Below are 26,259 nucleotides of genomic sequence, written 5' to 3'. Positions count from 1 at the left end.
TCGAAAGGACTCCTCCGTGACCACCGCCGCACCCTCCGTGCACGCCCGCGAGCTCTCCGACGCCCCCGACTGGTGGCGTCAGGCCGTGGTGTACCAGGTGTATCCGCGCAGCTTCGCCGACAGCAACGGCGACGGCCTCGGCGACATCCCCGGTATCACCTCGCGCGTTCCGTACCTCGCCGAACTGGGGGTGGATGCCATCTGGCTCAGCCCCTTCTACCCCTCGGCGCTCGCCGACGGAGGGTACGACGTCGCCGACTACCGCGACGTCGACCCGCGGCTGGGGACCCTGGCCGACATGGACGAGCTCATCGCGCAGCTGCACGCCCATGGCATCCGGGTCGTCGTGGACATCGTGCCCAACCACACCTCGAACGACCACGCCTGGTTCCAGGAGGCGCTCGCCGCCGGCCGCGGTTCCGCCGCGCGCGACCGGTACATCTTCCGTGAGGGGACCGGCCCCGACGGTGCCGAGCCGCCGACGGACTGGCACTCGGTGTTCGGCGGCTCCGCGTGGGAGCGGGTCGCCGACGGGCAGTGGTACTTCCACAACTTCGACGTCTCGCAGCCCGACCTGAACTGGGCGAACCCCGAGGTGCGCGCCGACTTCGTGAAGACCCTCCGCTTCTGGAGCGACCGCGGCGTCGACGGGTTCCGCATCGACGTCGCCCACATGCTGACCAAGGACCTCACCGAGCCGCTGCCCTCCGCGGCCGAGCTCGCCGCGATGCCGCAGGACGGCAATCACCCCCTCCTCGATCGCGACGACGTGCACGAGGTGTACGCCGAGTGGCGCGCGGTCTTCAACTCCTACGACCCGCCGCGCACCGCCGTCGCCGAGGCGTGGGTGCACCCGTCGCGCGTGCCGCTGTACGCGAGCATCGAGAGCCTCGGTCAGTCGTTCAACTTCGACCTGCTCGAGGCCGACTTCGACGCGGCCCAGTTCCGCCGGATCGTCACCGACAACCTCGCGCTCGCCGCGGAGTCGGGCTCGTCGACGACGTGGGTGCTCTCCAACCACGACGTCGTCCGCCACGCCACGCGGTACGGACTGCCCGACGCCGACCGCGCCGCCGACGGCCGTCCGACGCTCAAGCACGGCAACCGGTGGCTGCTCTCCGGCGGCACCGAGCCGACCCTCGACGCCGATCGGGGCGAGCGCCGCGCGCGCGCCGCCACCCTGTTCGTGCTGGGGTTGCCGGGCTCCGCGTACCTGTATCAGGGGGAGGAGCTCGGCCTGCACGAGGTCGCGGACATCCCCGACGCCGCGCGGCAGGACCCGACGTTCTTCCGCAGCCCCGGCGTCGACATCGGGCGCGATGGATGCCGGGTGCCTCTGCCGTGGGCGGCGGAAGCGCCCGCGTTCGGCTTCGGCGGTACCGCGGCGCACCTGCCGCAGCCGGAGTGGTTCGCCGCGCACGCCGTCGACCGCCAGGACGGCGACCCGGCCTCGACGCTGTCGCTCTACCGCCGCGCCCTCGACCTGCGGCACGAGCTGCAGACGGCCGAGGAGCTGGAGTGGCTCGACCTCGGCCGTGAGGACGTCGTGGCGTTCTCGCGGCCGAACGGCTGGACGGTCGTGACGAACTTCGGCGCCGAGCCCGTGGAGCTCTCCGCGGGCGAGGTGCTGCTGTCGAGCGCTCCCGCCACGGAGGGCACGCTGCCCGGCGAGGCGACGGCCTGGCTGCGGAGCGCCTAGCTCCCGCACCCGGTCTCTCTCGCGTGAGGGGTCAGAATCTGTCGCTTCGGACGCTGCCGAAGCGACAATTCTTGACCCCTCACGCGCTCGGAACGCGCACCCAGGAGTCGCCGCGGCGCTCGATCGCACCGGCGGCGGCGAAGGCCTCGAGCCAGCCGCCCATCGGCCAGATGCCCCAGCGGCGGTGGAACGTTGCGCCGTTGCGGAGGATGTCGTCGAGGTGCTGCCACGGCGGTGATGACACCGGATGCCACTGGTGATAGGCATCCGCCCCGCCCGTCCACACCAGGGGAATGCCGGCGGCCCGTGCGGTCCACGCGAGGTCGGTGTCTTCGGCGCCGTAGCCCTCGTACGCGTCGTGGAAGCCGCCGAGGCGCTCCCACGTCGCGGGGGTGAGGGCGAACGACAGCGACCAGAACAGGTCGTACTCGTCGGGGCCGGCGACCCGGGTCTGGCCCGGGGGAAGCGCGGGTCGGGCCCGATGCGGGCGCGTCACGGCGGGAAGATCGGCGATCTCGGGCCGCTGCACGCTCGCGAGGTACGTCACGGGACCGGCGAGCAGCGCGCCCGGGTGTGCCAGGGCCGCCTCGGTGTACCGGGGGAGCATCTCAGGTCCGGGCAGGCAGTCCACGTCCAGGAAGACGAGCAGCTCGGCGCCCTCCGCGATCGCGGCTGCCGCGGCGGCGTTGCGCCCCGCCCCCACGCGCAGTCCGTGCGGCCCGGGCGGCACGTGCAGGGTTCGCGTGTCGGCATCCCGGATGCCATTCGGCGGCGTCTCGTCGAGGAACGCCTCCACCCGCACGACGTCGGGCGCGACCTCGGCGAGTACCGTCCGCTGGCGTTCGAGGTGGGCGCGGCGGGCGGCGGAGGCGACGGTGAGGACCGCGGTCCTCACGGCAGCATCGCCTCGACGGCTTCGGCGGCGCGCTCGGCGGCCCCCGCCACCTGCCACCGCGACCAGTCGGGGTGGTCGGTCGCCGCGTCCTCGACGAGCGCGACGATCCCCGCGGCGTCGACGTCCTCGGGGGCGACGCGGGCGAGACCCCACCGGTGCAGCGCGCAGGCCGTGTGGCGCTGTTCGTCGAAGGGGCGGTCCTGGGCGACGACCACCGCGTGCGCCCCCGCCGCGGCGAGGTCGGCGACGCTGTTCTGCCCGGCCGCGCTGACGACGACGGTGTGCGAGGTGAGCAGCGGCCAGGGGTCGTCGACGCGCGAGTCGGAGTCGTGTCCGACGGCGCGTGTGCGCCACCCGACCGCGGTCAGAAGCTCCTCTGCCTCTCGGAGCACGTCGTCGTCGAGCACCCGACCGAGGAAGAGCACCGATCTCTCGGCATCCGCTCCCTCGGCGGACCGTTCTTCGGCGGGACGGCCGTCGTATCGTGAGATCCCGCCGGTCCAGACGACCCGATCGGTGCGACTGGACAGTGCGCCGGCGGGCACCGCCCCGTGCGCCCACGGCGCGAGGATCCGGTCGGCCAGGTCGTAGGCGAGGGCGTGCGCCGCGTCGGTCCGCTCGCCGGGCTGCGTCACCGCGACGGTGCGGAGCCCGAGCAGTCGCGCGAAGGCGACGACCTCGGCGCTGACGTCCACGACCATCGCGTCGACGTCGGCCGCGCGCTCGGCGATGCGGGTGAGGCGGGCGCGGTGGCCGGGGTGGTCGTGCGGAGCCCAGTGCAGCGCCCCGCGCACGGTGGGATCCGCCGTCCGCGGGTCGAGCCGCGTTCCGTCTTCGTGGTCCACGATGTCGGCGTCGTCGGGGAGGGCCACCCATTCGACCTCGTCGCCGAGCCCCGAGGGTCGGGGGAGCGAGGAGAACGCGCGCACGGGTCCCCGCAGGTGCGGGTGCACGGCGAGGAAGCGGGCGACGTGCCCGAATCCGTGGTGGTGGACGTACCAGCCGATCACCACGACACCGCCGGGATACGGCGCTCCGCGGCCGGCTGTGCGGTGTGGGCGAGCACCCGTTCGATGTCGCGGTACCGGCGGCTCAGGGCGTGCTCGCGGACGGCGGCGCGGCGCGTCCACACCCGCGTGAGGGGTTCGCGTTCTCCCTCGAGCGCGAGCTCGCGCGCCGCGTGGGCGAGGGCGGTCACGTCGCCGGGCATGACGGCGGCCGTGCCCGGCATCCCGGCGAGCACCTCCGACACGCCGCCGATGTCGAACGCGGCGACGGGCGTGCCGGTGATGAGGGCTTCGGCGATGACGAGCCCGAACGGCTCTTCCCACATCGGCGTCACGAGCGCGACGGCCGACGCGCCGACGAGCCGGCAGAGGTCGGGTTGGTGCAGGGCGCCGACGTAGCGGGCGTGATCGCCCAGCCGCGGAGCGACCTCCTGCTGGAAGTAGTCGACGTCGCCGATCCGCCCGGCGACGACGATCTCGGCGTCGACTATGCGCGCCGCCTCGATGGCCAGGTGCGGGGCCTTCTCGGGCACGATCCGCCCCGACCACACCCAGCGCGAGCCGCCGGGCCCGCGGGTCCATCGGTCGGTGTCGATGCCGTTGGGGAACACGAAGGCGTCGACACCCTCGACCGACCAGGCCCGCGCGGTGGCCTGGCTGACCGCGACGAAGCGGTGCGCGCTGCCGCGGGCGTACGCAGCTGCCTCGAGGAGCGGTTCGAGCGGGGGCGTGTGCAGCGTCGTCACGACGGGGATGTCGGCATCCCTGCTCCAGCGGATCGGGGCGGGGTGCAGGCTGTGGTTGTCGATGACGTCGAAGCGGTGCCGGTCGGCCCGGAGGCGTTGGAGCAGCACCTCGTGCGCCGCCTCCGTCGCCGCGGCGTACCCCTCGGGGTAGCCGGTGTCGGTGGCGTCCTCGACCCGCGACCATTCGGGGGCGGGGAGGGCGAACTCGGGCGCCTCGCCGAGGAAGTCCGAGCCCTCCGCGGCGCACAGGGTCACCTCGTGTCCGCGGTCCCGCAGCCAACGGACGCGGTCCCACACCGTCGCCTCGAGGCCTCCCGCGTGGGGCTGGCGCAGGGGGTAGCGCGAGGGCGCGACCACGAGCACCCGCATGCGGTTCATCGTCCGGGTCATGCCGCGTGCTCCGTGCGGAGCGACCGGCGGTACAGCGCCACGTGCGCTGCGCGGACCCGCTCGCGCTCGTCGAGCCGTTCGACACGCCGGCGGACGACCTCGGCTCCGCGCGCGTCGGAGCCCGGGATCGACCAGTCCGGTGCCGTGGCATCCAGGATCGCCCGTTCCAACGACACGGGGTCGCCGACCTGGAACAGGTGGAAGTCGTGGGGGTGCTGTGCGGCCACGTGGCCGACACGTGTCCCGATCACGGGAACGGCGAGGTCGTAACAGAGCTCGACCCAGCCGGAGTGCGTGCCGTGCGAGTAGGGGAGCATGCACGCGTCGAGGTCGGCGAGCCACTCCGCGAGCGCGTCGTCATCGAGCCGAGCGGACCGCTCCAGCGTGACCCCGTCGGCGTTGGCGGTGAGGGCGTCGATGGATGCCGCGGCCTCGACGTCGCGCACGTGCTCGTTCAGTCGCACCACCGCTTCGACGTCCGCGCCGCGCGCACGGAGGTCGGCGACCGCGCGGACCAGGGTCGCCGTGGTGCCCACGCCGTCGATGTTGGGCCGGAGGTCGCGCAGGTGCACGCCGACGCGGGTCGGGCCATGCGACCGCCCCGCCGGCGGCGTCCCGTCCTCGACGAGGGTCGGGTGGGGGATGACGGCGGGCGAACGGCGGTAGTCGCGCTCCACCTCGGCCGCGGTCGCGGCGGTGAGAGTGGTCAGTTCATCGGCCCCGGCGATGAGAACGGCCAGGGCGGCGCGGTGCGCGCGCTGGTCGGTCAGCTGCGGGTTCTCCAGGTCGTGGACCGTGTAGATGAGGGGGAGGCCCCGCCGCCGGATGGCATCCACCGTCGCCGAAAGCTCGTCCGGCGAGTACGACTCGCTGCCGAAGTGGACGTGGACGAGGTCGATCTCGTCGGCGTGGGCGTCGATCCACGACGGAAGCAGCACCTGCGGCGGCCACCACTGACCCGGGGCGGCGCCGGGCGGGGGCGGGTCGGACCGGAGGTCGACGAAGCGCTCGTCCGTGACGGCGCGGGTGTACGGGTGCCCGGCGGGCACGGCGGCGACCCGGATCCGGCGAGGGGCTGCGGCGTCGATCTGTGGTCCTCCTGGCTGCGTCGGTCGTGTCGCGTACCGCATCGCCCGGACAGTCGCAAGCGAAGGCGGCGGTTTCCCGGGCGTCGGCGGCGACGGCGTACGTTCACATCATGAGTGGCGGTCACGACGGGTCAGCAGTGGTTGCGGACGACACCGCGGCGGTGATAGCGCGCCGGCGGCACTACGCCGAATTCTTCGGAGACGCGCCCGCGCCCGAGGGGTACGGCGTCGTGGTCGGCAACTGCCAGGCCGAATCGATCCGGCTCGTCGTGTCGAACGACGCCCATCCCGGGGTGCGGGTTCCCGCGGTGCACGAGATGGATGCCGCCGACGCTGAGCGCTTGCACCGGCTGCTGGCCGGGGCGGCGTTCCTCATCGTCCAACCCATCCGCGACGACTACCGCGGGCTTCCCCTCGGCACCGCGCAGCTGCGCGCGGCGCTGCCCGCGAGCGCCCGCACCGTCGTGGTCCCCTCGCTCCGCTACGGCGGGCTGCAGCCCTTCCAGGCCGCGATCCGCGTGCCCGGCGTCGAGGAGGACCCGCCGCTCGTGGCCTATCACGACGTCCGCCTGCTCGCGGAGGCGGCGGGTCTGCCGGTGGCGTCCGCTCTCGCCCCCTCCGTCGTGCGCGCGGTGGCCGAGGATTCCGTCGCCGAGCTGCGCCGCCGCGAAGACCTCGGCGTCGACGTCGTGGCATCCGATCTCTACGCCCCGGTCGTGGCCGATCTCGCCCGCACCGTCAACCACCCCGGCAACGCCGTGTTCCTGCCGCTCGGCGCGCGGATCGTCGCGGCCCTGGGCGCCCCCGGCACCGCGGTGGACCCCGGACGCCCGATCCTCGCCGGCGTGCAGGCGCCGCTCGAGCCGTGGGTGGTCGAGGCGTGGGGCCTGGATGCCGAACCCCGGCGCGACTGGATCGTCGCGGGGGAGACGCTCGCCGCCGACACCGTCGCCGAGGAGCACCGCCGGTGGTACGTGGCGCACCCCGAGTTCGTCACGACCGCGGTCGAACGGCTCGCGCCGCTGCTGAGCCGGTGGCGCGCGGCATGAGCGTGCGTCCGGTTCTGCTCGCGCCGCCCGGTCCGCACGGTGTGGCCGCCTACGCGCGCGCGGTCGCGGCCGAGGTGCGCACCCTCGACCCGACGTGGGACGTCGCGACCCTCGACGACCTGGCGCAGCTTCCGGCCGGAACGCCGGTGCACGTGCACGTCACCGACCGGCAGTGGGGCGCGTCGCCCGAGGAGGCGACCGAACGATTCACGGCGTTGGCGCGTCGGCATCCCGTCACCGTCACGCTGCACGACGTGCCGCAAGCCTCGGACGGGGAGCGCAACCGCCCGCGGCGCCGGGCCTTCTACGCCGCCGTCGCGCGGGCCGCGCACTCCGTCGCGGTGAACAGCGCGCACGAGCGCGACCTGCTCGTCGAGGAGGACGTCTGGCGCGGGCCCGTCGAGGTCGTGCCGTTGCCGGTACCCGCGCTCGCCGAGGGGACGCGTCCTCAGCCCGACGGGACCGTCGGGGTCCTCGGGTACTTCTACCCCGGGAAGGGACACGACGAGGCGCTCGCCGCAGCCGTGGAAGCCGGGATCGGCCGGATGACGATCCTGGGGCGGGCCTCCGACGGGCACGCCGTCGACCTCGAGGCCTTCGTCCGCCGCGCCGCCGACGCCGGGGTCGCCGTCGAGGTCACCGGGTGGCTCGACGATGAAGCGATGGCGGAGCGGGCTCGCGCGATCTCGGTCCCGGTCATCGCCCACCGGCATGTCTCCGCGTCGGGGTCGTTGGCGTCGTGGATCGGGTGGGGCCGCCGCCCGATCGCCGTCCGCAACCGCTACGTCGACGAGGTGGCAGCTCTCCGGCCCGGCACCCTCCTGCCCGTCGAGCCGTCCGCGCTCGCCGCCGCGGTGCGCACGGCGGCGGACGACGCGGATGCCACGTGGCACGGCATCCATCCCGTCCCCGTCGGCCCCGCCGATGTCGCCCGCGCGTACCTGGCGTGGTGGGCCGCCCTGCCCGCCCCCGCCGCCTCCCCTCCGGGTGAGCGTCCCGGACACCCGTCGCCGGGCGACCAGGGCTGGGTGGTCGGGAACCGGTGGGATCTCGTCGCGGGAGAGGAGCCCGAGCCACCGCGGGTGAGCGTGATCGTCACGCACTACGCCCAGCCCGAGGAGCTCGCCCGCACCCTCGCGGCCCTGGCGCGGCAGGACCACCCCCGTGACCGACTCGAGATCGTCGTTGCCGACGACGGTTCGCCCGAGGCGCCTGTGGTGCCGGACAGTGTCACGCTCGTGCGCCAGGCCGACCGGGGGTTCCGCGCGGCGGCCGCACGCAACCTCGGCGTCACGGCGAGCACCGGCGACGTCGTGTGCTTCCTGGATGCCGATACGACCCCCGAACCCGGCTACGTCCGGGCGCTCACGCGCCTGCCCGCGCTGGTGCCGGAGGCGGTCACGGTGGGGCGCCGCCGGCACGCCGACCTCGCCGGCCTCGGCCCCGATGTCGCGGTCGCGGAGGCGGGACCGGATCGAGAGCTCCCCGAGCCCGCGTGGCTGCGGGAGGAGTACGCGCGCACCGACAACCTGTTGCGCGCCGACGACCGCTCCTACCGCCATGTGATCGGAGCGGTCATGGCCTGCTCCCGTGCCTTCTTCGACGAGATCGGCGGCTTCGACGAATCGTTCACGTCGTACGGCGGCGAGGACTGGGAGTGGGTGCACCGTGCCTGGCAGGCCGGTGCCGTCCTCGCGCACGTCCCCGACGCGGTGGCGTGGCACGACGGCCCCGACTGGTCGGGTCGCGACCGGGACCGCGTCCGCGAGGGCAACGACCAGACGCTGCGCCTCGCCGCGGACATCCCCGTCGCCGGTTCCGCCGGGCGAGGGTTGCTCCCCGCCACGCCCGACCTCGTCGTACACCTCGCGGGGGAGCATACGGACGCGGCGACGTTCCTCTGCGTCGACTCGGTGCTCGCGGCCTTCCCCCGCGCCGTCATCGTTCTCGACGCACCTCCCTCCGCCCGTGCGCTCGCCGCGGATCCCCGCGTCCGGTCGGGCGCGGTCCCCGACGCCCGAGTGGTCTGGCGGCTCGAGCGACCCATCCTCCTCGACGACGGCGAGCCGCTGACATCCCGCCTCGCCGAGCTCGGGCAGGGCGACGAGGGGTGGCTCGAGATCCGCTCTGCCGACGGCACCTCCGTCGGCAGAGCCGTCGCGCGGCGGGCCCGCCGTCGCGCGGAACGATGGGGCGCCGAGGTCGGGTTCACGACGGGCGAGCTCGTGGCATCCGGCATCCACGTCTTGCGCGACGAGCCCCACCTCGAGGCCTGGGTGGGCGGGTGGGGCGGTCTCGACCGCTTCACGTGAGCGACCGTCACGCGGAGAGCCCGCGCGCCCTCCCGGCGCCCGTGCGGTAGTTCTGGAACGGACCGGCGACGTCGCCGAGTCCCCCGACCGATCGGAGTCACCGGTGAATCCCCTCCTGTTGCCGCCCCGGCCCGTGCAGCATTTCTATCTCGGCGGCCATCGCCTCGCCGCGCTGCGCGGAATCGAGCCCGAGACCGACCACCAGCCCGAGGAGTGGCTCGGCTCCACCGTGGCGCGGTTCGGGTCCGACGGCGTGGGTCTGGCCGCAACCGAAGACGGCACCCTCCTCCGCGATCTCGTGCGTGCCGACCGCGGCGCATGGGTGGGTGCCCGCGCAGGACGGGATGCCGGCGACGTCGGCATCCTGACGAAGCTCATCGACGCCGGTCAGCGTCTCCCCGTTCACGTCCACCCCGACCGCGGCTTCGCCGCGAGCCACCTCGACTGCCCCTACGGCAAGACCGAGGCCTGGTACGTGCTCGAGACCGACGGCGAGTGCGCGGTGCACGTCGGGTGGAGTCGGTCCGTCGACCGGGACGAACTCGATCGCCGGCGCGACGCGCAGGACGGCGAATGGATGCTCGCCCACATGAACCGCGTCGTCGTGCGACCCGGCATGGGGGTGCTCGTGCCCGCCGGGACGGTTCACGCCTTCGACGGCGGAATCTTCCTGGCGGAGGTGCAGGAGCCCACCGACTTCTCGATCCTGCTGGAGTGGTCGGTGACGACCTCCACCCGCGAGGAATCGCACCTCGACCTCGGTTTCGACGCCGTCATGCCCGCGGTCTCGACCGAGGCGCTGGATGCCGACGCGCTCGACGCCCTCATCAGCACGGCGGGAACCACTCCGGCGGAGGCGGCGTTCCGCTCGCTGCTACCCGCCGCGGCCGATCCGTATTTCCGCCTGTTCGACGCCGCCGGCGAGACCGCCCCCCGGGAGGCGGGCTTCGCGGTCGTCCTCGTCACCGAGGGTGGCGGGGCGCTCGTCTCCGAGGTCGGGCGCGTCGAGATCGAGCGCGGCCAGGCGTACGCCGTGCCGTACGCCTTCGGCGCCTGGCGTCTCACGGGCGACGCTGAAGTGCTCGTCGCCGCCCCCGGGGCCGGTTGGCCGAGGACGCTCCGCGCCGGCGGCGTGCGCTGACCGCGAGGCGGTCGGCATCCCGCTCGCGCGCGCGGTCGCTGAGCCACGACCCTGGGAGAATCGAGGCATGACCGCCACGCTCGTCGCCCAGGGACTCGCGGGAGGCTACGGCCACCGCACGCTGTTCGAGGGCGTCGACCTCACGGTCGCGCCGGGCGACGTGATCGGTGTCGTGGGCGCCAACGGCGCCGGCAAGTCGACGCTGCTGCGACTGCTCGCCGGCGTCGACGAGCCGCTCGCGGGCACGGTCGCGCTCGCCCCGTCCGACGCGTTCGTCGGCTGGCTCCCGCAGGAGCACGAGCGCGTCGCGGGCGAGACGGTGGCGCAGTACATCGCGCGGCGCACCGGCTGCGCCGAGGCGACGAGAGAGATGGATGCCACGGCCGCCGCCCTCGGCGACCCCGAGGCCGTGGGAGCCGACGACGCCTACTCGACGGCGCTGGAGCGCTGGCTCGCCAGCGGCGCGGCCGACCTCGACGAGCGGATGCCGGTGGTGCTCGCCGACCTGGGCCTCGACGTGGGCCCGGACGCGCTGATGACCGGCCTCTCCGGCGGACAGGCGGCGCGGGTCGGCCTGGCGGCACTGCTCCTCTCGCGCTTCGACATCGCCCTGCTCGACGAGCCCACGAACGACCTCGACCTGGACGGCCTCGAACGCCTGGAGTCGTTCGTCACGGGCCTGCGCGGCGGGGTGGTGCTCGTGAGCCACGACCGAGAGTTCCTCGCGCGCTCGGTGACGCGCGTGCTCGAGCTCGACCTCGCGCAGAACTCGCACCGCGTGTACGGCGGCGGCTACGACGCGTACCTCGAGGAACGGGCGACGCTGCGCCGCCAGGCCCGCGAGAAGTACGAGGAGTTCGCCGAGACCAAGGCCGATCTCGTCGCCCGCGCGCGGACGCAGCGTGAGTGGTCGAGTCAGGGCGTGCGCAACGCGATGAAGAAGGCGCCCGACAACGACAAGATCCGCCGCAAGGCGTCGGCGGAGTCCAGCGAGAAGCAGGCGCAGAAGGTGCGGCAGATGGAGAGCCGCATCGCGCGGCTCGACGAGGTCGAGGAACCGCGCAAGGAATGGAAGCTCGAGTTCACGATCGGCGCCGCGCCGCGGTCGAGCTCGGTCGTCTCGACGCTCTCCGGTGCCGTGTTCCGGCAGGGGACCTTCACCCTCGGGCCGGTCTCGCTCCAGGTGAACGCGGGCGAGCGCATCGGCATCACCGGGCCGAACGGTGCCGGGAAGACGACGCTGCTGCGTGGCATCCTGGGTCGTCAGACGCCCGACGAGGGTTCGGCGTCGCTCGGGTCGAGCGTCGCCATCGGCGAGATCGACCAGGCCCGGTCGCTGCTCGTGGGGGAGCGGCCGCTGGCCGAGACGTTCGAGGCGCTCGTACCCGAGATGGCCGCGGGCGAGGTGCGCACCCTGCTGGCGAAGTTCGGGCTGAAGGCCGACCACGTGACCCGCCCCGTCGACGGGCTCTCGCCCGGGGAGCGAACGCGCGCGGGCCTCGCGCTGCTGCAGGCGCGCGGGGTGAACGTGCTCGTGCTCGACGAGCCGACGAACCACCTCGATCTGCCCGCGATCGAGCAGCTCGAGCAGGCCCTGGAGTCCTACACGGGCACGCTTCTGCTCGTCACGCACGACCGCCGCATGCTCGACGCCGTCCAGACCGACCGCCACTGGCGCGTCGAGTCGGGTCGCGTGTCGGAGCTGTGACGCGACGGTCGGCGCCGGTGCGGCGGTCGGCCGCGCCGCCCCTCCCGCGATAAACGCTTCCTGCACTCAGACACGCGCGCTGCGAGCGTTTCCCAGTGCAGCAAGCGTTTATTGCCGGATGCCGGATGCCGGATGCCGGATGCCGGACGCGCGGACGTGCGGACGTGCGGACGCGTCAGCGACCCTGGCGCTTCTTGTACGGCTTCGGTTGGCCCTTGACGATCGGGGCGCGGCCCGTGCCCTTGGATGCCTTGGCCTTGCCGCCCCGGGCCTTCGGCGCCGCGGAGGCCTGCGGAGGCGCATCGGCGATCCGGGCGTGCGCTTCGTCGAGCAGCAGCGCGCCGGCCGGGGTCAGCCGTGTCGGCGGCGTCCGCGACACCAGGGGCTGCCCCACTTCTTCCTCGAGCTTGTCGACCGTGGTGTACAGCGAGGCGAGCGGGATGCCGAGCTTCTCGGCCGCGCGCGGGAAGTGCAGCTCCTCGGCGAGGGCGGCGAACCGGACGAGGTGCGCGAGCTTCATGGCATCCATTCTCCCCCGCCGCATCCACCCCGGCCCCCGCCGCGCCCGGTCCGCCCCGGGCCGCCCACGGGTCGAGGCCACACATTCGGGCCGAGCGCACACGTTCGAGACGCCCCGAGCGTGTGCGCTCGACCCGATTGTGTGCGCTCGGCGCCCGGCCCGCGGCGCCCGGCCCGCGGCGCCCGGCCCGCGGCGTCAGGCCGCGAGGAACCGGTCGGCCGTGCGCAGCGACAGCGCCATGATCGTCAGCGCCGGGTTCGCGGCCAGCGCCGAGGGGAAGATGCTGTTGTCGCAGATCCACAGGTTCGGGATCTCGTGCGAGCGGCCGTCGCCGTCGACCACGCCGTCGGCGGGGTCGGTCGACATCCGAGCCGTGCCGATCGTGTGCGCGGAGCGGGCGAGCACGAGAGTCTCGCTCGCCCCCGCCGCCTCCATGACCCGCTGCAGGAATGCGGTCGCGTGCCGGTCCATCGCCTTCTCGTTGGGCCCCGCGGTGTAGGTGACCCGGGCGCGCGGGATGCCGAATTCGTCGGTCTCGTCGGCGAGCTCGAGGCGGTTGCCGTCCGACGGCAGACAGTCACCGTTGATGCCGATGCCCGCCATGTGCTGCGCCTGGTCGAGGCGTCGCATGAGGTCGCGGCCCCATAGACCGCCGCCGCGGGCGAGCGTGGTCGCGAAGGTCAGCGGCATCACGCCGAGGCTCTGCACGAGGTAACCACCGGCGAAGTCGGCGTCGGCGGGGCGCAGCATGTCCTCGGTGATGAGCGACGACGGGTAGCCGCGGTGCCCGCGGACTGGCTCGTCGAACAGGCCCCACACCTGCGTCGCTCCGTGCGCGAGGAAGTTGCGGCCGACCTGCCCGCTGCCGTTCGCGACACCGGTGTGCAGCAGCAGGCGCGGCGTTTCGACGCCGCCGGCCGCGAGCACGAGCGACCGGCAGCGCTGGCGCACGTCGACGCCGTCCTGCCGGTAGACGACCGCGGCGACGTGCCCGCGCGCGTCGAGCTCGATGTCGTGCACCATCGCGCCGGTGCGGATCTCGGCCCCGTGCGCCACCGCGACCGGGAGGTAGGTGTTGGCGGTGGTGGCCTTGGCATCCACACGGCATCCCTGGTGGCAGGCGCCGCAATTGATGCACGCGCGGCGTTCGCCGTGGTGGTCCTGCAGGCGAGCGCGGGTGAGCACCGCGGCGGGGGCGTCGGCGTACCGGATGCCGAGAGCCTCGCAGCCGCGCGCGACCAGGGTCGCGGGGGCGTTCCGGCCGGCCGGGGCGTAGGCGTACGAGCGGTCGGGGTCCCACGGGTACGGCGTCGGGCCGGAGACGCCGATGTCGCCCTCGACCCGAGCGACGTACGACAGCAGCTCGGCGGGGTCGAGCGGCCAGTCGCGGCCCTCGCCGGTCTCGGAGCGCAGCCTCAGGTCGCGCGCGTCCGGACGCGGGGTGAACGCGCCCCAGTGCAGCGTCGACCCGCCGACGCCGCGGCCGCTGTTGTTGGGGCCGAAGGCGGTGGGGTCGTCACCGCCGCTGAGTCGCTCCGACATCCAGTTGATCTCGACGGCCTCGGTCTCGTCGGGGGTGAGATCGTCCAGGTCGAAGTTGCGTCCCGCCTCGAGCGCCACGACCGACAGTCCGCGGCGGGCGAGTTCGGCCGTCAGCGGAGCGCCGCCGGCGCCCGTCCCGACCACGACCACGTCGACGATGTCGTCGGTCCCGTGCGTCCGCATGCCGTCGAGGTTCATGCGGCGTCTCCCGTCGCGATCGTGCCGCCGACCCCGGCGGGCTCCCAGTCTTCGCGTCGCCCGAGCGTCAGCTCCACGTAGCCACGGATGGGTTCCCGACCGCCCGTGGCGAAGCCGTCGTATCCGGTGCGGGCCATGCTGGCGGGGTGCGCGAGCCAGTGCCGCACCAGGTCGACGCGGGCGTCCTCGAGCCACGCCGCGAGCAGCGCGGCATCCAGGGGTCCGTCGGTGGGGCCATCGCCCCCGATCGCCGCCCGCAACACCGTCTCCCGCTCGGCGGGGTCGGTGGCCCAGACCGGCGCGAGCGTGTCGAGCCCCGCGCGGTAGGCCTCGGGGTCGGGCGGCAGGCCGTCGGTGCGCCACCCGTCCCCCTCGCCGCGGGCGAGCTGCGCGTCCACGCGCGCGGCGATGTCGATCGCGGGGCCGTCCTGCGGCACGACGAGGTCCGCGATCTCGCGCAAGAGCGTGAGCTGCGCGAAATCGAGCACGCGCGGGGCGTACCCGCGGTCGTCGGGCACCGCCCGGCGGTTCAGGATGCCACGCACCCGGTCGTCCACCCGGTCTCCGGCGATCAGTCGCCCCCACTCCTCCGTGACGACGGGTCCGGTGAGGACTTCGTCGGCGACGAACGCGGCGAGGACCTCCGCGGCCTCGGCCGGACGCTCCAGGGGGATCATGTGCCCGGTGTCGGCGAGGGCGTGGAACCGTGCGCGGGGGTAGACCTCGGCGAGGAGTCCGGGCTGCGCGGCGGCGCCGAGGTCGGCGTCGTCCTCGCCCGCGAGCACCAGCACCGGGAGATCGAGCGTCCCGACCTCGGCGCGCGCGTCGACGCGGCTTCCCGTCTCCAGCCAAGCCCGCCACGCCGTCGGCGAGGTGCGGCGGAGGTCGGTGAGCGCGAGGCTCTGGGCGCCGGGGTCGAGGGGCAGCGCGGTGTTCTGGTCGATGAAGGTCTCGGCATCCGGTTCCGCGATGGCACCGTCGTCGACCCACGACAGCATCAGCGTGCGCCGCTCCTCGTCCATCGGTTCGGGGCGCGGCGGAGACGGGGCGAGCAGCACCATGCCCGCGAGGCCCACCAGCGGCGCCGTGCCGTCGAGCACCCGGGATGCCACGAGCGCCGCGATCTTGCCGCCCATGCTGTGTCCGCCGAGCATCCATCGGCCGCGCGCCCGCTGATGGAGGATGCCGATGACGTGCGCGACCGTGGCATCGAGCGAGGTGTCCGATGCGGCGGTCTCAGAACCGAAGCCCGGGAGATCGATGCCCTGAACGTCGACGCGACCGGCGAGCGCATCGCCGAGCCGTTGGAACGACCCGGCGCTCGCCCCGAGGGCGTGCAGCAGGTACAGGGTGGGGACGTCGTTCGGGCTCGGCATTCCTTCACGCTTTCGCACATCGGGGTCGGCGATGGGCCGCTTGCGCGCCGGGACCTTTTGCGCAAGGAGCCGCCGCGCCCCTGTCCGGCTCCGGCGTTCCGCTGCCTCCTGTGCCACTTGTTCCGTTCCACCGCCGACCATGTCCCACTTGTGGTCAGTTGCGGGGCCCTCAGGCAGCAACAAGTGGGACATGGTCCGCCACAAGTGGGACATGGTCCGCCGCAAGTGGGACGAGGGGGCCGCCGACGGCGCGCCCGCCGCGAGGGCTACGGCGTGACCATGCCGCCGTTGACGTTCAGGGTCTCGCCCGAGACGTAGCTGGATTCCGCCGAGGCCAGGAAGACGAATGCCGGCGCGATCTCGGCGGGCTGGCCCGCGCGCTGGTAGGTGCTCTCGTCGTCGAAGTGCTCCATCTGGTCGTCCGAGACGCCCTGGCTCACCTGCAGCGCCGACCACGTCGGCCCCGGAGCGACGACGTTGACCCGGATGCCTCGGGGTGCCAGCTGCTGAGCGAGCCCCTTCGACAGGTTGTTGATGGCCGCCTTCGTCGCGGCGTAGTCGAGACGGTCGGGGGCGGGCACGTAGGCCTCGAGCGATGCGGTGTTGATGATGGTCGCGCCCTCGGGCAGGTGCGGGAGCGCGGCTTTGGTGATCCAGAACGGGGCGAACACGTTCGTGCGGAAGGTCAGCTCGAACTGCTCGTCCGAGAGGTCGTCGACCTTCTCGACCATGACCTGCTTCCCGGCGTTGTTGACGACGATGTCGAGCCCGCCGAGCGCCTCGACCGCCTCGGCGACGAGGGCGCGGCACGCGTCGGGATCGGTGATGTCGGTCGCGATCGAGACGCCGGTGCGGCCGGCATCCCGGATCTGCGCGAGCACGTGATCGGCGTCGCGCTGTTCGTCGGGCAGGTGGACGATCGCCACGTCGGCTCCCTCGCGCGCGAACGCGATCGCGACCGCGCCGCCGATGCCCGAGTCGCCGCCGGTGATGAGGGCCTTGCGGCCGGTGAGGCGTCCGAGCCCGCGGTAGGTCTTCTCGCCGAGGTCGGGAACCGGCGTCATATCGGCCTGCACGCCCGGCTCGGGCTGGTGCTGGATGGGAGGCTCGACGCGGGAGTAGCGGGTGACGGGGTTGTCGAAGGTGAACTGGTCGCGATCGGAAGTCATGGGGCGACGTTAGGCACGATGCCCGTCACGATGCCCGCCCTTGACGGACGCCGTGCGACCCGTCCGGCACCGTCGACGTGCGCCGTCGGGCCTCCACGACCTCGTCGAGAACCCGCGACACCCGCTCCGCCGAGGCCCGCCATGAGTACCGCTGGGCGTTGCGGAGCCCGTCTCGCGAGAGGTGCTCGCGCAGCGCCGCGTCCTCGACGACCCGCGTCATTGCGTTCGCGATGTCGTCGACGTCGTACGGGTCGATGAACAGCGCCGAATCGTCGAGCACCTCGGGCAGCGACGCCGCCCGTGCGGCGATGACCGGGCACCCGCACTGCTGCGCCTCCAGCGGGGGGATGCCGAAACCCTCGTAGAGCGACGGGAACACGAACGCGAGGGCTCCGCGGTACAGCGCGGTGAGCTCGTCGTCGTCGATCCGTCCGAGGAAGCGCACGCGCTCCCCGGGGACGGCGTACTCCTGCCGGGCGAACGCGTGGGTCTGACTCCCCACGACGCGCAACTCGACGTCGGGGTGGGTGGTGGAGAACCGGGCGAACGCCGCGAGCATGCGGGCGAAGTTCTTGTGGGCGTTGGGGGAGGACACGGCGAGCAGGTAGCGGCCCGGTGCGGCCTCACCGTCCGGGCGGAAGCGCGCGTCGGCGGCATTGGGGACGACGGTGAATTTCTCGGCCGGCGCGTCGAAGAACGTGGCGATCTCGCCCTTCGAGAACTCGCTGACGGTGAGCAAACGATCGCTGCGCGCGATGAGGCGGGGCACGACCATCCGGTAGACGGCGCGGAACCGGCGATCGAAGCTCTCCGGATGCCTCAGCCAGGTGATGTCGTGGTGCGTCGAGACCTGTGGCGCGTACCAGACCGGGCCCGTGCTCGTGAGATCCAGCAGCACGGCCCGGCGGTGACGGGCGAAGAGCGGGAGCTCGATCTGTTCCCACGCATGGCCGGACAGCCGCCCGACCCGGACGATCCGGCGATCGTCGAATCCTTCCCGCGCGGTCAGCCCACGGGGAGCAGCGAGCACCACGTCGGAGCGCAGAGCGAGGAGCTCACGGCTGATCTCCGACGCGAACCGCTGGATGCCGGTGACGTGCTGCGTCAGGAAGCGGGCATTGATCACGATCATCGGGCCCGAACCCCCTCGCGCACCGCCGCGAGCCGATACAGCGCGAGCGAGTCGCGACCCAGCGCATCGTCGGTCAGTGCGCGGCGGGCCCAGTCCAGAGCGGCGGCGGACATCCGCTCCCGGAGCGCCGGGTCATCCAGGAGCAGCGCCGTCGAGGTGAGGAGAGCGTCGTCGTCGGCGCACACGAACCCCGTGACGCCGTCCTCGACGCTGTCGCGGTTTCCCACGACATCCGAGACGACCGCCGGGATGCCGTGCGCCTGCGCCTGGATGAGCGACAGCGACATCCCCTCCCAGAGCGAGGGGAACAGCAGAACGTCCATCGCATCGACGAGCACGGCCAGCTCCTCCGGGGACACCCACCCGGTCACGCGCACCGGGGAGTCGCCGAACCAGCGGCGCTCGTCATCGGCGGATCCGCCGCCGATCCAGACGAAGTCGGCGCGCTCGCCGAGAACGCGGGCGACGGCGGCGAAACGCCAGGGCGCCTTCTGGTGCACGAGCCGGCCGATCATGCCGACGACCGGACGGCGGCTCGGGTCGGCGGCGCGTGCCGTGCGCGCCACCGACGCGGCGGGCACCCCGGTCTGCACCAGATGCGCGCGGGGCGGACGCAGCGCCTCCTCGGCGACGGTGAATTCCGACGGCGAGGTCAGCACGAGAGTCGATCGCTTCGCGAGGACGGTCTCGAGCAGCCGAATGCCGTGCCGGACCGGGGCGGGCAGATCGAGCCGGAGGAACGCGAAGCCGTGAGGGGAGAAGAACACGCGTTCGGCGGGGATGCCGTGCCACAGCGCGATGCGCACGACGGCGCCGGCGATGCTCGAGTGCGCGTGAACGGCATCCACGTGCTCCGCGGCTCGCGCGGCCTCGATGGCGAGGGCTCGGAGGTCGCGCAGGCGGCCTCCCGTCGACACCCGCCGGAGGGCCACGCGGTCGTCGAACCTCGCGCGCAGCGCTGCGTCGTCGGGTGTCTCTGGGCGGGGGGCGAAGAGCACCTCCACCTCGGCGCCCGCCTCCGCCTGCCGACGGGACATGCTGTCCACGAGGCTGAGGACGCCGCTGCCCATCGCCTCGGTCACGTGCAGGATCCGCGTCATGGGGTCGTCATCCTCGTCCAGGTGTCGGCGATGCCCTCGGTGAGGGTGAGATCGCGGTCGGGCCCGTACTCGGCACGGAAGCGGCTCACGTCGAGGACGACGTGATCGACGAAGGTGGCCGGCTGGGGCACGCGGAGCACGTCGAAGTCGTACCCGACCACGTCGCGGACGGCAGCCAAGACCTCCGCGACGGAGTGCCCGCGCCCGCTGCCGAGGTTGTAGGCGCGATGCTCCGGAGCCCGCTCGACCATGCGCATGATGCGGGCGACCAGGTCGTCGACGTGGAGGTAGTCGCGGACCATCGACCCGTCGCCCACCTGCACCGCCGGCTCACCTCGCCGGATGCGGTCGAGCGTGATCGGGATGATGCCCTGCCCCTTCGCCGTGGTGGCCCGCGGCCCGTAGGGGTTCGAGATGCGCAGGGCGACGGAGTCCAGTCCCGCGGTCGTGGCGTAGTAGTCGAGGTAGCGCTCGATGGTGAGCTTGCCGATCCCGTAGGGAGAGACGGGCAGCAGGGGCGCGTCCTCGGTGAACACCCGCCGCGGTTGGGGACCGTAGATCGCTCCGCCGCTCGAGGCGAAGAACACCCGTCGCACTCCGGCCTCCGCGCACAGCGACAGCAGCTCGACGGTCGCGCTGACGTTCGTGCGCAGGTCGACGGTGGGGGCGCGGTCAGCGCTGGCCGGCGTGGTCGTCGAGAGGAAGTGGAAGACGTACTCGGCATCCGCGACCGCGGCCGCCACGTCGGACGGCGAGAGGAAGTCGCCCGTCACGGCGACGGCATCGGCCGTCTCGAAGGCGCGGACGCCGGCGCTGTACCGGTCGAAACCGGTGACGTCGTGTCCTGCCGCCGCGAGGCCGTCGACCACCCGTGAGCCGAGGAAGCCGTTGGCGCCGATGACGAGGCACCGCGCCATCACCGGCCACCCGAGGAACGAGCACTGCGCGGCATGGGGCCTTCCGGACGGATCGGGGGCTCGCAGCTCAGCGCCGACGCACAGCGCCCCACAGGGAGGAGAGGTCGCGGCGGGCCACGAGTGCCACCGCCACACCCACGACGATCGCCCACGACCCGCCGGTCGCGAGCAGCCGGGGGAGCGTGTCGAGAGGGGTGAAGAACGACCTGTCGAGAAGGGATGCCACGGCGGCGGCGACGGAGAAGACGACGATCGGGCGCACCGAGGCCGCCAGCAGCGCGACCGTGGACACACCCGCGCGGGGGAGGACGACGAACGCGGCGACCCAGAGCGCGAACTGTCCGATCGACATGGCCGCCGCGATGGCGAGGGGGCCGATGCCCGCAGCCGCGACCACCAGCGCGATCATGAGGACGCGTCCGGCCGCCTCGCACCACAGCAGAAGGCCGGACCTGCCCGTAGCGACGAAGGCCCAGTACTGCGGGTAACCGAGGGTCTGGAAGACCGCGCCGATCGCGAGCACGGGCACGTAGACGGCCGCGTCGTCCCAGCGACCGCCGAAGACGAGGTGGATGGCAGGCTCCGCCGTCACAGCGAACAGGCTGAGGTACGCCAGCACGGGGTAGCTGAGCACGGTCTGGTACTTCGCCAGGCGCTGATCCAGCGGCGTGGGGTCCGAGGGGTCCGCGAGGGCGGGGATCACCACGCGCGTGAGCGGAGTGATCAGCTGATCGATCGGGAGATTCACCAACTGGGTCGCCCGATTGAACAGGCCGACCGTTCGGTCGTTCGCCACCTTCCCGAGCGCGAGCGTGCCGACGACGGTCGAACTGTAGTTCAGTGCGTGGACGAGGAAGGTGTGCCCCCCGAAAGTGAGCAAGCCCTTCATGTCGGAACCTCGGCGGGGGAGCCCGGGGTGCCACGGCGTCAGGACGACGGCGACGAGGAGCGTGATCGCCGCGGCGACGGTTCCCTGTGAGGCGAGGGCGAGCGCCCCGCCGCCGAGCACGGCGAACAGGACGGCGACCACCAATCCGGTCAGGTCGCCCGCGAGTTCGGCGGCGGCGAGTCGCCCCAGTCGTCCCGAGCGGTTGAGCTCGACACGGAACTGGGCGCTCATCGCGCGGAGCGCGAAGGCCGGGGCGAGCAGCGCGAGCACGGGGACGAGGAGCGTATTGCCGTAGACCGCGGCGAACGGCGGTGCCAGGACGACGACGAGAGCCGTGGCGAGGGTCCCGATCACCGTGTTGGCCCAGAACAGCATGGTGCGCTGGGCGGACGTGAGCGTCGGGGCGCGAAGGGCCGCCATGCTGAGCCCGAAGTCGCCGAGCACCGCGGCGAACCCGGCGAGGGCTCCCGCCAGGGCGACCACGCCGAACTCGGCCGGGCCCACCAGACGCGCGAGCACGATCATGCCGAGCAGCTGCGAGAGGTAGCGCACCCACTGCGCGCCGAGGAGGAGGGTCGCGCCGCGGCGTCGCCCGGTGACGACGGTGGTCGTGGTCATCTGACTCCCCTGGACATGTACGGTGTCGGCCGTGAGCACGCTAGTCAGTCCGCGCGACCTGGCCGTCGCGCCGTCCGCGCCCCGGGGCGGGTTAGTGGACTCGCCCGTCGCCCGACGGGTCATGGTCCTACTGCTGAGCGCGTTCTCGCTGGTGGGGCCGCTCATCGAGACGGTGCTGACCGACCGGACGCACTACAAGGAGGGCACGACCGCCACGAACCCCGCCGTTGCGGCCATCGACGACGTCGGCAGCATCATCGTTCCGGTGGTGGCGGCGGCTACCGTCCTTCTCGTCGTGCTCTACGCGCGGATCTCCGGGCCGAGTCTGCTGCTGGTCGTTCTGCCGGGTCTGATGCTCGCGGCCAACGAGTTCGTTCACGGGCGGAATCCGACGTGGGGACTCCTTCTCACGTCAGCGGCGGGCGCACTCCTGGTGAGCGTGCGGGTGAAACCGGCGGATCTCGTCGTTCTCGCCTATGTCGGCGGCCTCGTCGCAGCGGGCTCTCTCGTGGCGACGTATCTGGTACCCGCGAAGGTGATCATCTCCGGCGGGACGGGGACGTTCGACAAGTCGCTCACGGGTGCCCCCCTGCTCGCCGGCATCTTCTCGCACTCGAACACCTTCGGGATGTTCCTCGCGTTCTCCCTGCCGTGCATCTTCCTGGTGCGTCGAGCGCTCGTGCGGTGGCCCCTCCTGGTCGTCGTGGCCTGGGCCCTGGTACTGACCTCTTCCCGGACGGCCCTGATCGGGGCGGGCGCCATGCTCGCCGTGGTGGTCCTCTCCCGAATCCTCCCGAGAGCCGGATTCCTGTCCCTCAGCGTCATCGGGGCCGCGGGGACGCTCATCGCCGTGATCCGGATCCCGTTCGTCGAAACCGACCCGGAGGCATTCACCTACCGCGGGGCCATCTGGATCTACAACCGCGGCGTGCTCGGCGACCACTCCCTGTTCGGACTCGGTGCCCACTGGTACGCCGACAACTATCCGGTCTTGCGCGAGGTGCTCTCCTCCGCCGCCAGCCACGCGCACAACCTCGTGCTCACCACTCTGGTTCAGGGTGGCGCGGTCGTGCTCGTGTTCTGGCTCGCCGTCATCGCGTTCGCCCTCTTCGGCGCCGTCACCGATCCGGTTCGGTCGTCGTCGGTCGCGGGGATCGCCCTGGTCGTGGGGCTTCTCGCCATCGGGGCCACGGAGACGCCTTTCCCCCTCCTCGGCTGGGGGCCGCTGTCGGCCTCGACGCTCGTCCCCCTCTTCGTCTTCGCCACCCGCCGTCGCCTCGACCAGGAACAGGCCGCCGTGGACGGTGCCCTCCCGGACACACGTGCCGCGCGTCGCGGCCGTTGGAGCTGACCGAGTCAGTGTGCCGCGGCGCGGAGGTTGCGCACACCCCGGACGAACCGCCGCCATCGCGCGGCGGCGGGAGACGCACCTCTGTCGCCCGCATGGCGCGCGGAGGTCAGGACCATGTCCTCCGGTGGCCACACGAATCGCCACAGCACCCGAACGCGCGTCGGGAGGCTCTCGCCCAGGAGTGCCTTCCAGTACGCGCGGATGCGGTCGGGTTCGGCGCGCCACGCCCAGTCGTGGGGGATGCCGTGCCGGTGGAGAGCGATCGTCTCCTCGGGCAGGAGACCGGCGAGTTCCTGCTCGAGCACGGGGACGGCGCCGAGTTCGCACGCCCACTCGCCGCTGCCCTCCGCGGCGGCCAGCAAGGCGGCCGCGGTCGTCGAGGCTGCGGCTGAGCGGGGTCCCGCACCGATCTCGGGCCGCACCGTGTGCACCGCGGCGAGGACGGCGTGCACCTCGACCCGAGGGATCCGAACCTCGACCCCCGCGTACACGACCGTTTCCGAGCCGCGGACGACCGCGTCGAACGCGTCGGCGTCGGCGAGCGTCAGGCCCGGGACGCGCCGGTGGATGTCGATCTCGCATCCCCACTCGCCCGGGATCATCGTGGCGGTGTGATGGATCGACGTCCCCCGCCACGGGTCGGGCTCGCGGCTCCACCCCCACGCCGAGAGGGCGTCCGCCAGGTCGTCCCACCGCGACGGCGGACACCACACGTCGACGTCACCGGAGTGCTCTCGCTCGCGCAGGCCTTGGTGGTGCAGGGCGGGCCCTTTGATGAAGACGCACGGGATGCCGCGGGCCGCTGCGGTCCGCGCCGTCAGGGCGTAGGCGAGCTCATGCAGGGGGGAGGACAACCGCGGTCGGTCCACTCGCGTGAGTCGGGCGGCGTGGGTCGGGTCTCGCGAGGCGATACCCAGGGCGGTCATCGCGTCCAGCATCTCCCGTTCCTCTTCGCCGAACGGAGTGACCGGGCCACGCGTCAGCAGCCGCCGCCACAGCCGGGCGCCGCTTCCGGTCAGGCAGAACGGCTCGCCCGGCTCCGCCGGCAGGACGAGGATCTCGGCATCCGCGCCGAACGTGTCGAACCCGGCGATGTCGAGGGCCCCGGCGGCGATAGCGACCCAGCCGGTCGAGGCGGGAGGGAGAGCGGTCATGGGGCCTCTTCAGGACGGAACGGGTGCCGCCCACTCTGGCGCGCGAGACGATCGGTTCGGATCGACCCCGGGTCCCCGCATCGCTCCCGCCGCGGTCGTTCACCTTCGCCATCACCCCGAACGGGCGGCGGCCTCGTGCAGGGATCGACCGGGCCTAGGTGTTCGGCAGGGAAGCCGTCGGCTCTCCCCGTCGGCTCCGCCGGGGGCGGTCAGCGGACTTGTGTGAGGCTGGTGACGAGGTTGATCGCGAGCGCCACGACGAAGGTTCCGAAGAAGTACGACAACAGCGCATGGCCGAAGGCGATCCGGCGTGAAGGCGTGGACGAGTGCGTCACGTTGCTCGCGCTGTACGACATCCCGATACCGAACGCCGAGTAAGCGAAGTCGCTGTACGAGGGGTCTTCGTCCTGGTCGAACTCGAAGCGATGCCGATCGTCGTGGTAGTACATCCGGGCGTACTTGAACGCGAACACCGTGTTGACGACCGCCCAGGAGGCCACGACGCCCACGACCGCGAGAATCGCGCACGCCGTGCCGATCGCATCCTTCTGCTGACTCCGCGTGAGCGCCAACACCACGCCCACCACGCTGAGCAACGTCGCGGCGATGATGAGCCCGTCGACGAGCCGGCGCCCTCGACCCTCGTACAACGCGAGGTCGCGTGTCCGGTCCGGATCAGCGGGCCACGCCCTCGTCCATGACCAGGTGAGGAAGACGGCCGAGGCGACCGCCCACCCGAGCAGGGGTGCGAGTTCGGGCACGCCGAACAGGATCGGGACGAGCGCAACCAGCAGGCCGACGAGCACGGAGACCCCGGCTTCCCTGGCGATGTGCGACACGGCGAGCCTCTTCGGTCGGCGTCGACGGTCGGGGTGTAGCCGTCGGCTCGGTGAGAGCGGAACCGCCCTGTACGCGCACGGGGATATCGCGCCTCCCCATTGACGGTGGAAGCTGCGTGTGGGCGGTCGGGCGTCAGAGGGCGAGCGTGCGGCGGAGGTAGTCGTTGCGGAAGACTCCGCGCGGGTCGGCGGCCCGCGCCGCGGCGACGAAATCGTCGGCGTGAGGGAGCGTGGCGCGGATCGTTTCGCCCGGCATCGTGAAGGCCTTGCCCCAGTGGGGTCGTGGCTGGAACGGCGCGAGCGCCGCTTCGATCGTCGGCAGGACCGCCGCCACGCCGGCGTTGTCGTTGCGCCAGGTGAAGTGGATCGCGAGGACGTCGCGGCGGTACGCGGGACTCAGCCACAGGTCGTCGGCGGCCACGGTCCGCAGCTCGGTCACCAGAAGAACGGGATCGATGACGGATGCCACGGCCCGCACCGCCGCGAGGGCGTCGGCGGCGGCGTCGAGCGGAACGAAGTACTCCGACTGGATTTCATCGCCGTCGCTCGGGAGGGCCTCCGCACGGAAGTGGGGCAGCCGCGTGTGCCAGGGGCCGGGCGTCCCGCGCTCGGTGGTGTTGCCGACCGTGCGGATGCGGCCGAGGTGCAGGTCGTCGCCGACCGGACGCCCGCCGAGGGCGGTGACGTAGTCCGGTTCGGCGTCGGCATCCGTCTCTTTGATCCAGACGAGGTCGTGTGCGGGATCTCCCCACGTCGTGAAGACGCTGACGCTGCGGGCGCTCGCGAAGAGCCGCTTCGGGTCGGCGACGATGTCATCCCACGCGACGCCGGTGAACGCCTGCGCGGTCACCGTGTATGTCGGGTCCGTCCGCAGCTCCACGGCCGTGACGACGCCGAACGCCCCGAGGCCGACGACCGCCGCCGGGAACCACGCGTGCTCGCTGTCGATGCGGTGCGCCTGACCGTCGGCATCCATGATCTCCAGGGCGGCCACCGCGCTGGAGAGGTTGCCGTTCGCGCTCCCGGATCCGTGGGTCCCGGTCGCGGTCGCGCCGACGACCGAGATGTGGGGGAGCGACCCGAGATTGTGGAGCGCCCGTCCCTCGGCCTCCAGCACGGGTGCGAGCTGCGCGAATGTGACGAGGCCCTCGACGCGCACGCGGTCGCCGTCGAGCGCGATCCGGGTGGGCAGGCGCTCGAGCGAGAGCAGGGAGCCGTCGGTGTCGCCGATGTCGTTGAACGTGTGCCGGGTCGCCTGCACGCGGATCGACTCGGCCGCCGAGATCGCGGCGGCGAGTTCGGCGAGGTCGGTGGGCAGCAACGTCTCGGTCGCGCCATAGCGATGGTTCCCCGACCAGTTCGTGCCGGAGGGGCGGGTGTGCGTCATGGGGTCCATCCTCTCCCGCGCGGATCGTGTCG

At 72.8% G+C, this 26,259-nt stretch carries 21 protein-coding genes; 6 read left to right on the top strand and 15 right to left on the bottom strand.

All coding sequences use genetic code 11. From position 1 onward, the window contains the following. The first annotated feature begins 16 nt into the window (after positions 1-16). A complete protein-coding gene (locus AC3WLZ_RS14155; RefSeq protein WP_412925549.1) occupies positions 17-1,699 on the top strand; it encodes a glycoside hydrolase family 13 protein in 1,683 nt (560 codons plus the stop codon). 79 nt (positions 1,700-1,778) lie between these two features. On the opposite strand, the gene AC3WLZ_RS14150 is transcribed toward AC3WLZ_RS14155, so the two are convergent. The 4 genes from AC3WLZ_RS14150 to AC3WLZ_RS14135 are packed head-to-tail and all read right to left on the bottom strand — an operon-like array spanning position 1,779 to position 5,867. Continuing rightward, entirely contained in the window at positions 1,779-2,594 is an 816-nt protein-coding gene (locus AC3WLZ_RS14150; protein ID WP_492470466.1) for a glycosyltransferase family 2 protein, read from the bottom strand. Further along, positions 2,591-3,607 (bottom strand): glycosyltransferase, encoded by a 1,017-nt coding sequence (locus AC3WLZ_RS14145; protein ID WP_492470465.1) that lies wholly within the window; start codon positions 3,605-3,607, stop codon positions 2,591-2,593. The genes AC3WLZ_RS14150 and AC3WLZ_RS14145 overlap by 4 nt, the downstream gene beginning before the upstream one ends. Then, positions 3,601-4,737, bottom strand: coding sequence for a glycosyltransferase (locus AC3WLZ_RS14140; protein WP_492470464.1), 1,137 nt, complete (start codon positions 4,735-4,737; stop codon positions 3,601-3,603). Before AC3WLZ_RS14140 ends, AC3WLZ_RS14145 begins: the two co-directional genes overlap by 7 nt. Then, positions 4,734-5,867 (bottom strand): glycosyltransferase, encoded by a 1,134-nt coding sequence (locus AC3WLZ_RS14135; protein WP_492470463.1) that lies wholly within the window; start codon positions 5,865-5,867, stop codon positions 4,734-4,736. Before AC3WLZ_RS14135 ends, AC3WLZ_RS14140 begins: the two co-directional genes overlap by 4 nt. 68 nt (positions 5,868-5,935) lie before the next feature. Between AC3WLZ_RS14135 and AC3WLZ_RS14130 the strand changes: the two genes are divergently transcribed. From AC3WLZ_RS14130 to AC3WLZ_RS14115, 4 genes are all read left to right on the top strand, one after another. Continuing rightward, on the top strand, positions 5,936-6,874 hold the full coding sequence (locus AC3WLZ_RS14130) for a WcbI family polysaccharide biosynthesis putative acetyltransferase (RefSeq protein WP_492470462.1): 939 nt from the start codon (positions 5,936-5,938) through the stop codon (positions 6,872-6,874). Continuing rightward, the gene (locus AC3WLZ_RS14125) at positions 6,871-9,186 is read left to right on the top strand and encodes a glycosyltransferase family 2 protein (RefSeq protein WP_492470461.1); all 2,316 of its coding nucleotides are present in this window, start codon (positions 6,871-6,873) and stop codon (positions 9,184-9,186) included. Before AC3WLZ_RS14130 ends, AC3WLZ_RS14125 begins: the two co-directional genes overlap by 4 nt. Before the next feature lie 103 nt (positions 9,187-9,289). Continuing rightward, on the top strand, positions 9,290-10,327 hold the full coding sequence (locus AC3WLZ_RS14120) for a class I mannose-6-phosphate isomerase (RefSeq protein ID WP_492470460.1): 1,038 nt from the start codon (positions 9,290-9,292) through the stop codon (positions 10,325-10,327). A gap of 67 nt (positions 10,328-10,394) precedes the next feature. After that, a complete protein-coding gene (locus AC3WLZ_RS14115; protein WP_492470459.1) occupies positions 10,395-12,035 on the top strand; it encodes an ABC-F family ATP-binding cassette domain-containing protein in 1,641 nt (546 codons plus the stop codon). A 175-nt stretch (positions 12,036-12,210) separates the two neighbouring features. Here the strand turns inward: AC3WLZ_RS14115 and AC3WLZ_RS14110 are convergent, their stop codons facing one another. The 8 genes from AC3WLZ_RS14110 to AC3WLZ_RS14075 form a co-directional block, all read right to left on the bottom strand. Beyond that, positions 12,211-12,555: a LysR family transcriptional regulator gene (locus tag AC3WLZ_RS14110; RefSeq protein WP_412925540.1), complete on the bottom strand. Its 345-nt coding sequence runs from the start codon at positions 12,553-12,555 to the stop codon at positions 12,211-12,213. A gap of 195 nt (positions 12,556-12,750) precedes the next feature. Then, complete coding sequence (locus AC3WLZ_RS14105; protein ID WP_412925539.1) at positions 12,751-14,295, bottom strand: GMC family oxidoreductase; 1,545 nt, start codon at positions 14,293-14,295, stop codon at positions 12,751-12,753. Then, positions 14,292-15,671 (bottom strand): alpha/beta hydrolase, encoded by a 1,380-nt coding sequence (locus AC3WLZ_RS14100; RefSeq protein WP_492470458.1) that lies wholly within the window; start codon positions 15,669-15,671, stop codon positions 14,292-14,294. The genes AC3WLZ_RS14105 and AC3WLZ_RS14100 overlap by 4 nt, the downstream gene beginning before the upstream one ends. Before the next feature lie 266 nt (positions 15,672-15,937). After that, positions 15,938-16,840, bottom strand: a complete 903-nt coding sequence (locus AC3WLZ_RS14095; protein ID WP_492470457.1) for an SDR family oxidoreductase — start codon at positions 16,838-16,840, stop codon at positions 15,938-15,940. Positions 16,841-16,865: 25 nt separating this feature from the next. Continuing rightward, positions 16,866-17,972, bottom strand: a complete 1,107-nt coding sequence (locus AC3WLZ_RS14090; protein ID WP_492470456.1) for a glycosyltransferase family 4 protein — start codon at positions 17,970-17,972, stop codon at positions 16,866-16,868. After that, positions 17,969-19,072 carry a glycosyltransferase gene (locus tag AC3WLZ_RS14085; protein ID WP_492470455.1) on the bottom strand — a complete coding sequence of 368 codons (1,104 nt, stop codon included), beginning with the start codon at positions 19,070-19,072 and terminating at the stop codon, positions 17,969-17,971. The genes AC3WLZ_RS14090 and AC3WLZ_RS14085 overlap by 4 nt, the downstream gene beginning before the upstream one ends. Next, complete coding sequence (locus AC3WLZ_RS14080; protein ID WP_492470454.1) at positions 19,069-19,989, bottom strand: NAD-dependent epimerase/dehydratase family protein; 921 nt, start codon at positions 19,987-19,989, stop codon at positions 19,069-19,071. Before AC3WLZ_RS14080 ends, AC3WLZ_RS14085 begins: the two co-directional genes overlap by 4 nt. 67 nt (positions 19,990-20,056) lie before the next feature. Further along, positions 20,057-21,496, bottom strand: a complete 1,440-nt coding sequence (locus AC3WLZ_RS14075) for an oligosaccharide flippase family protein (RefSeq protein ID WP_492470453.1) — start codon at positions 21,494-21,496, stop codon at positions 20,057-20,059. Between the two features lie 31 nt (positions 21,497-21,527). Between AC3WLZ_RS14075 and AC3WLZ_RS14070 the strand changes: the two genes are divergently transcribed. After that, entirely contained in the window at positions 21,528-22,847 is a 1,320-nt protein-coding gene (locus AC3WLZ_RS14070; RefSeq protein WP_492470452.1) for an O-antigen ligase family protein, read from the top strand. Between the two features lie 5 nt (positions 22,848-22,852). Here AC3WLZ_RS14070 and AC3WLZ_RS14065 read toward each other — a convergent pair whose 3' ends face one another. The 3 genes from AC3WLZ_RS14065 to AC3WLZ_RS14055 form a co-directional block, all read right to left on the bottom strand. Beyond that, entirely contained in the window at positions 22,853-24,001 is a 1,149-nt protein-coding gene (locus AC3WLZ_RS14065; RefSeq protein ID WP_492470451.1) for a nucleotidyltransferase family protein, read from the bottom strand. A gap of 209 nt (positions 24,002-24,210) precedes the next feature. Continuing rightward, a complete protein-coding gene (locus AC3WLZ_RS14060) occupies positions 24,211-24,840 on the bottom strand; it encodes a DUF1345 domain-containing protein (protein WP_412925530.1) in 630 nt (209 codons plus the stop codon). A 133-nt stretch (positions 24,841-24,973) separates the two neighbouring features. Beyond that, positions 24,974-26,227 carry a D-arabinono-1,4-lactone oxidase gene (locus tag AC3WLZ_RS14055; RefSeq protein WP_492470450.1) on the bottom strand — a complete coding sequence of 418 codons (1,254 nt, stop codon included), beginning with the start codon at positions 26,225-26,227 and terminating at the stop codon, positions 24,974-24,976. Between the last annotated feature and the right edge of the window lie 32 nt (positions 26,228-26,259).

The sequence above is a fragment of the Microbacterium sp. FW305-3-2-15-F-LB2 genome (genome assembly GCF_058787255.1).
This window is presented reverse-complemented; position numbering and strand designations above follow the sequence as displayed.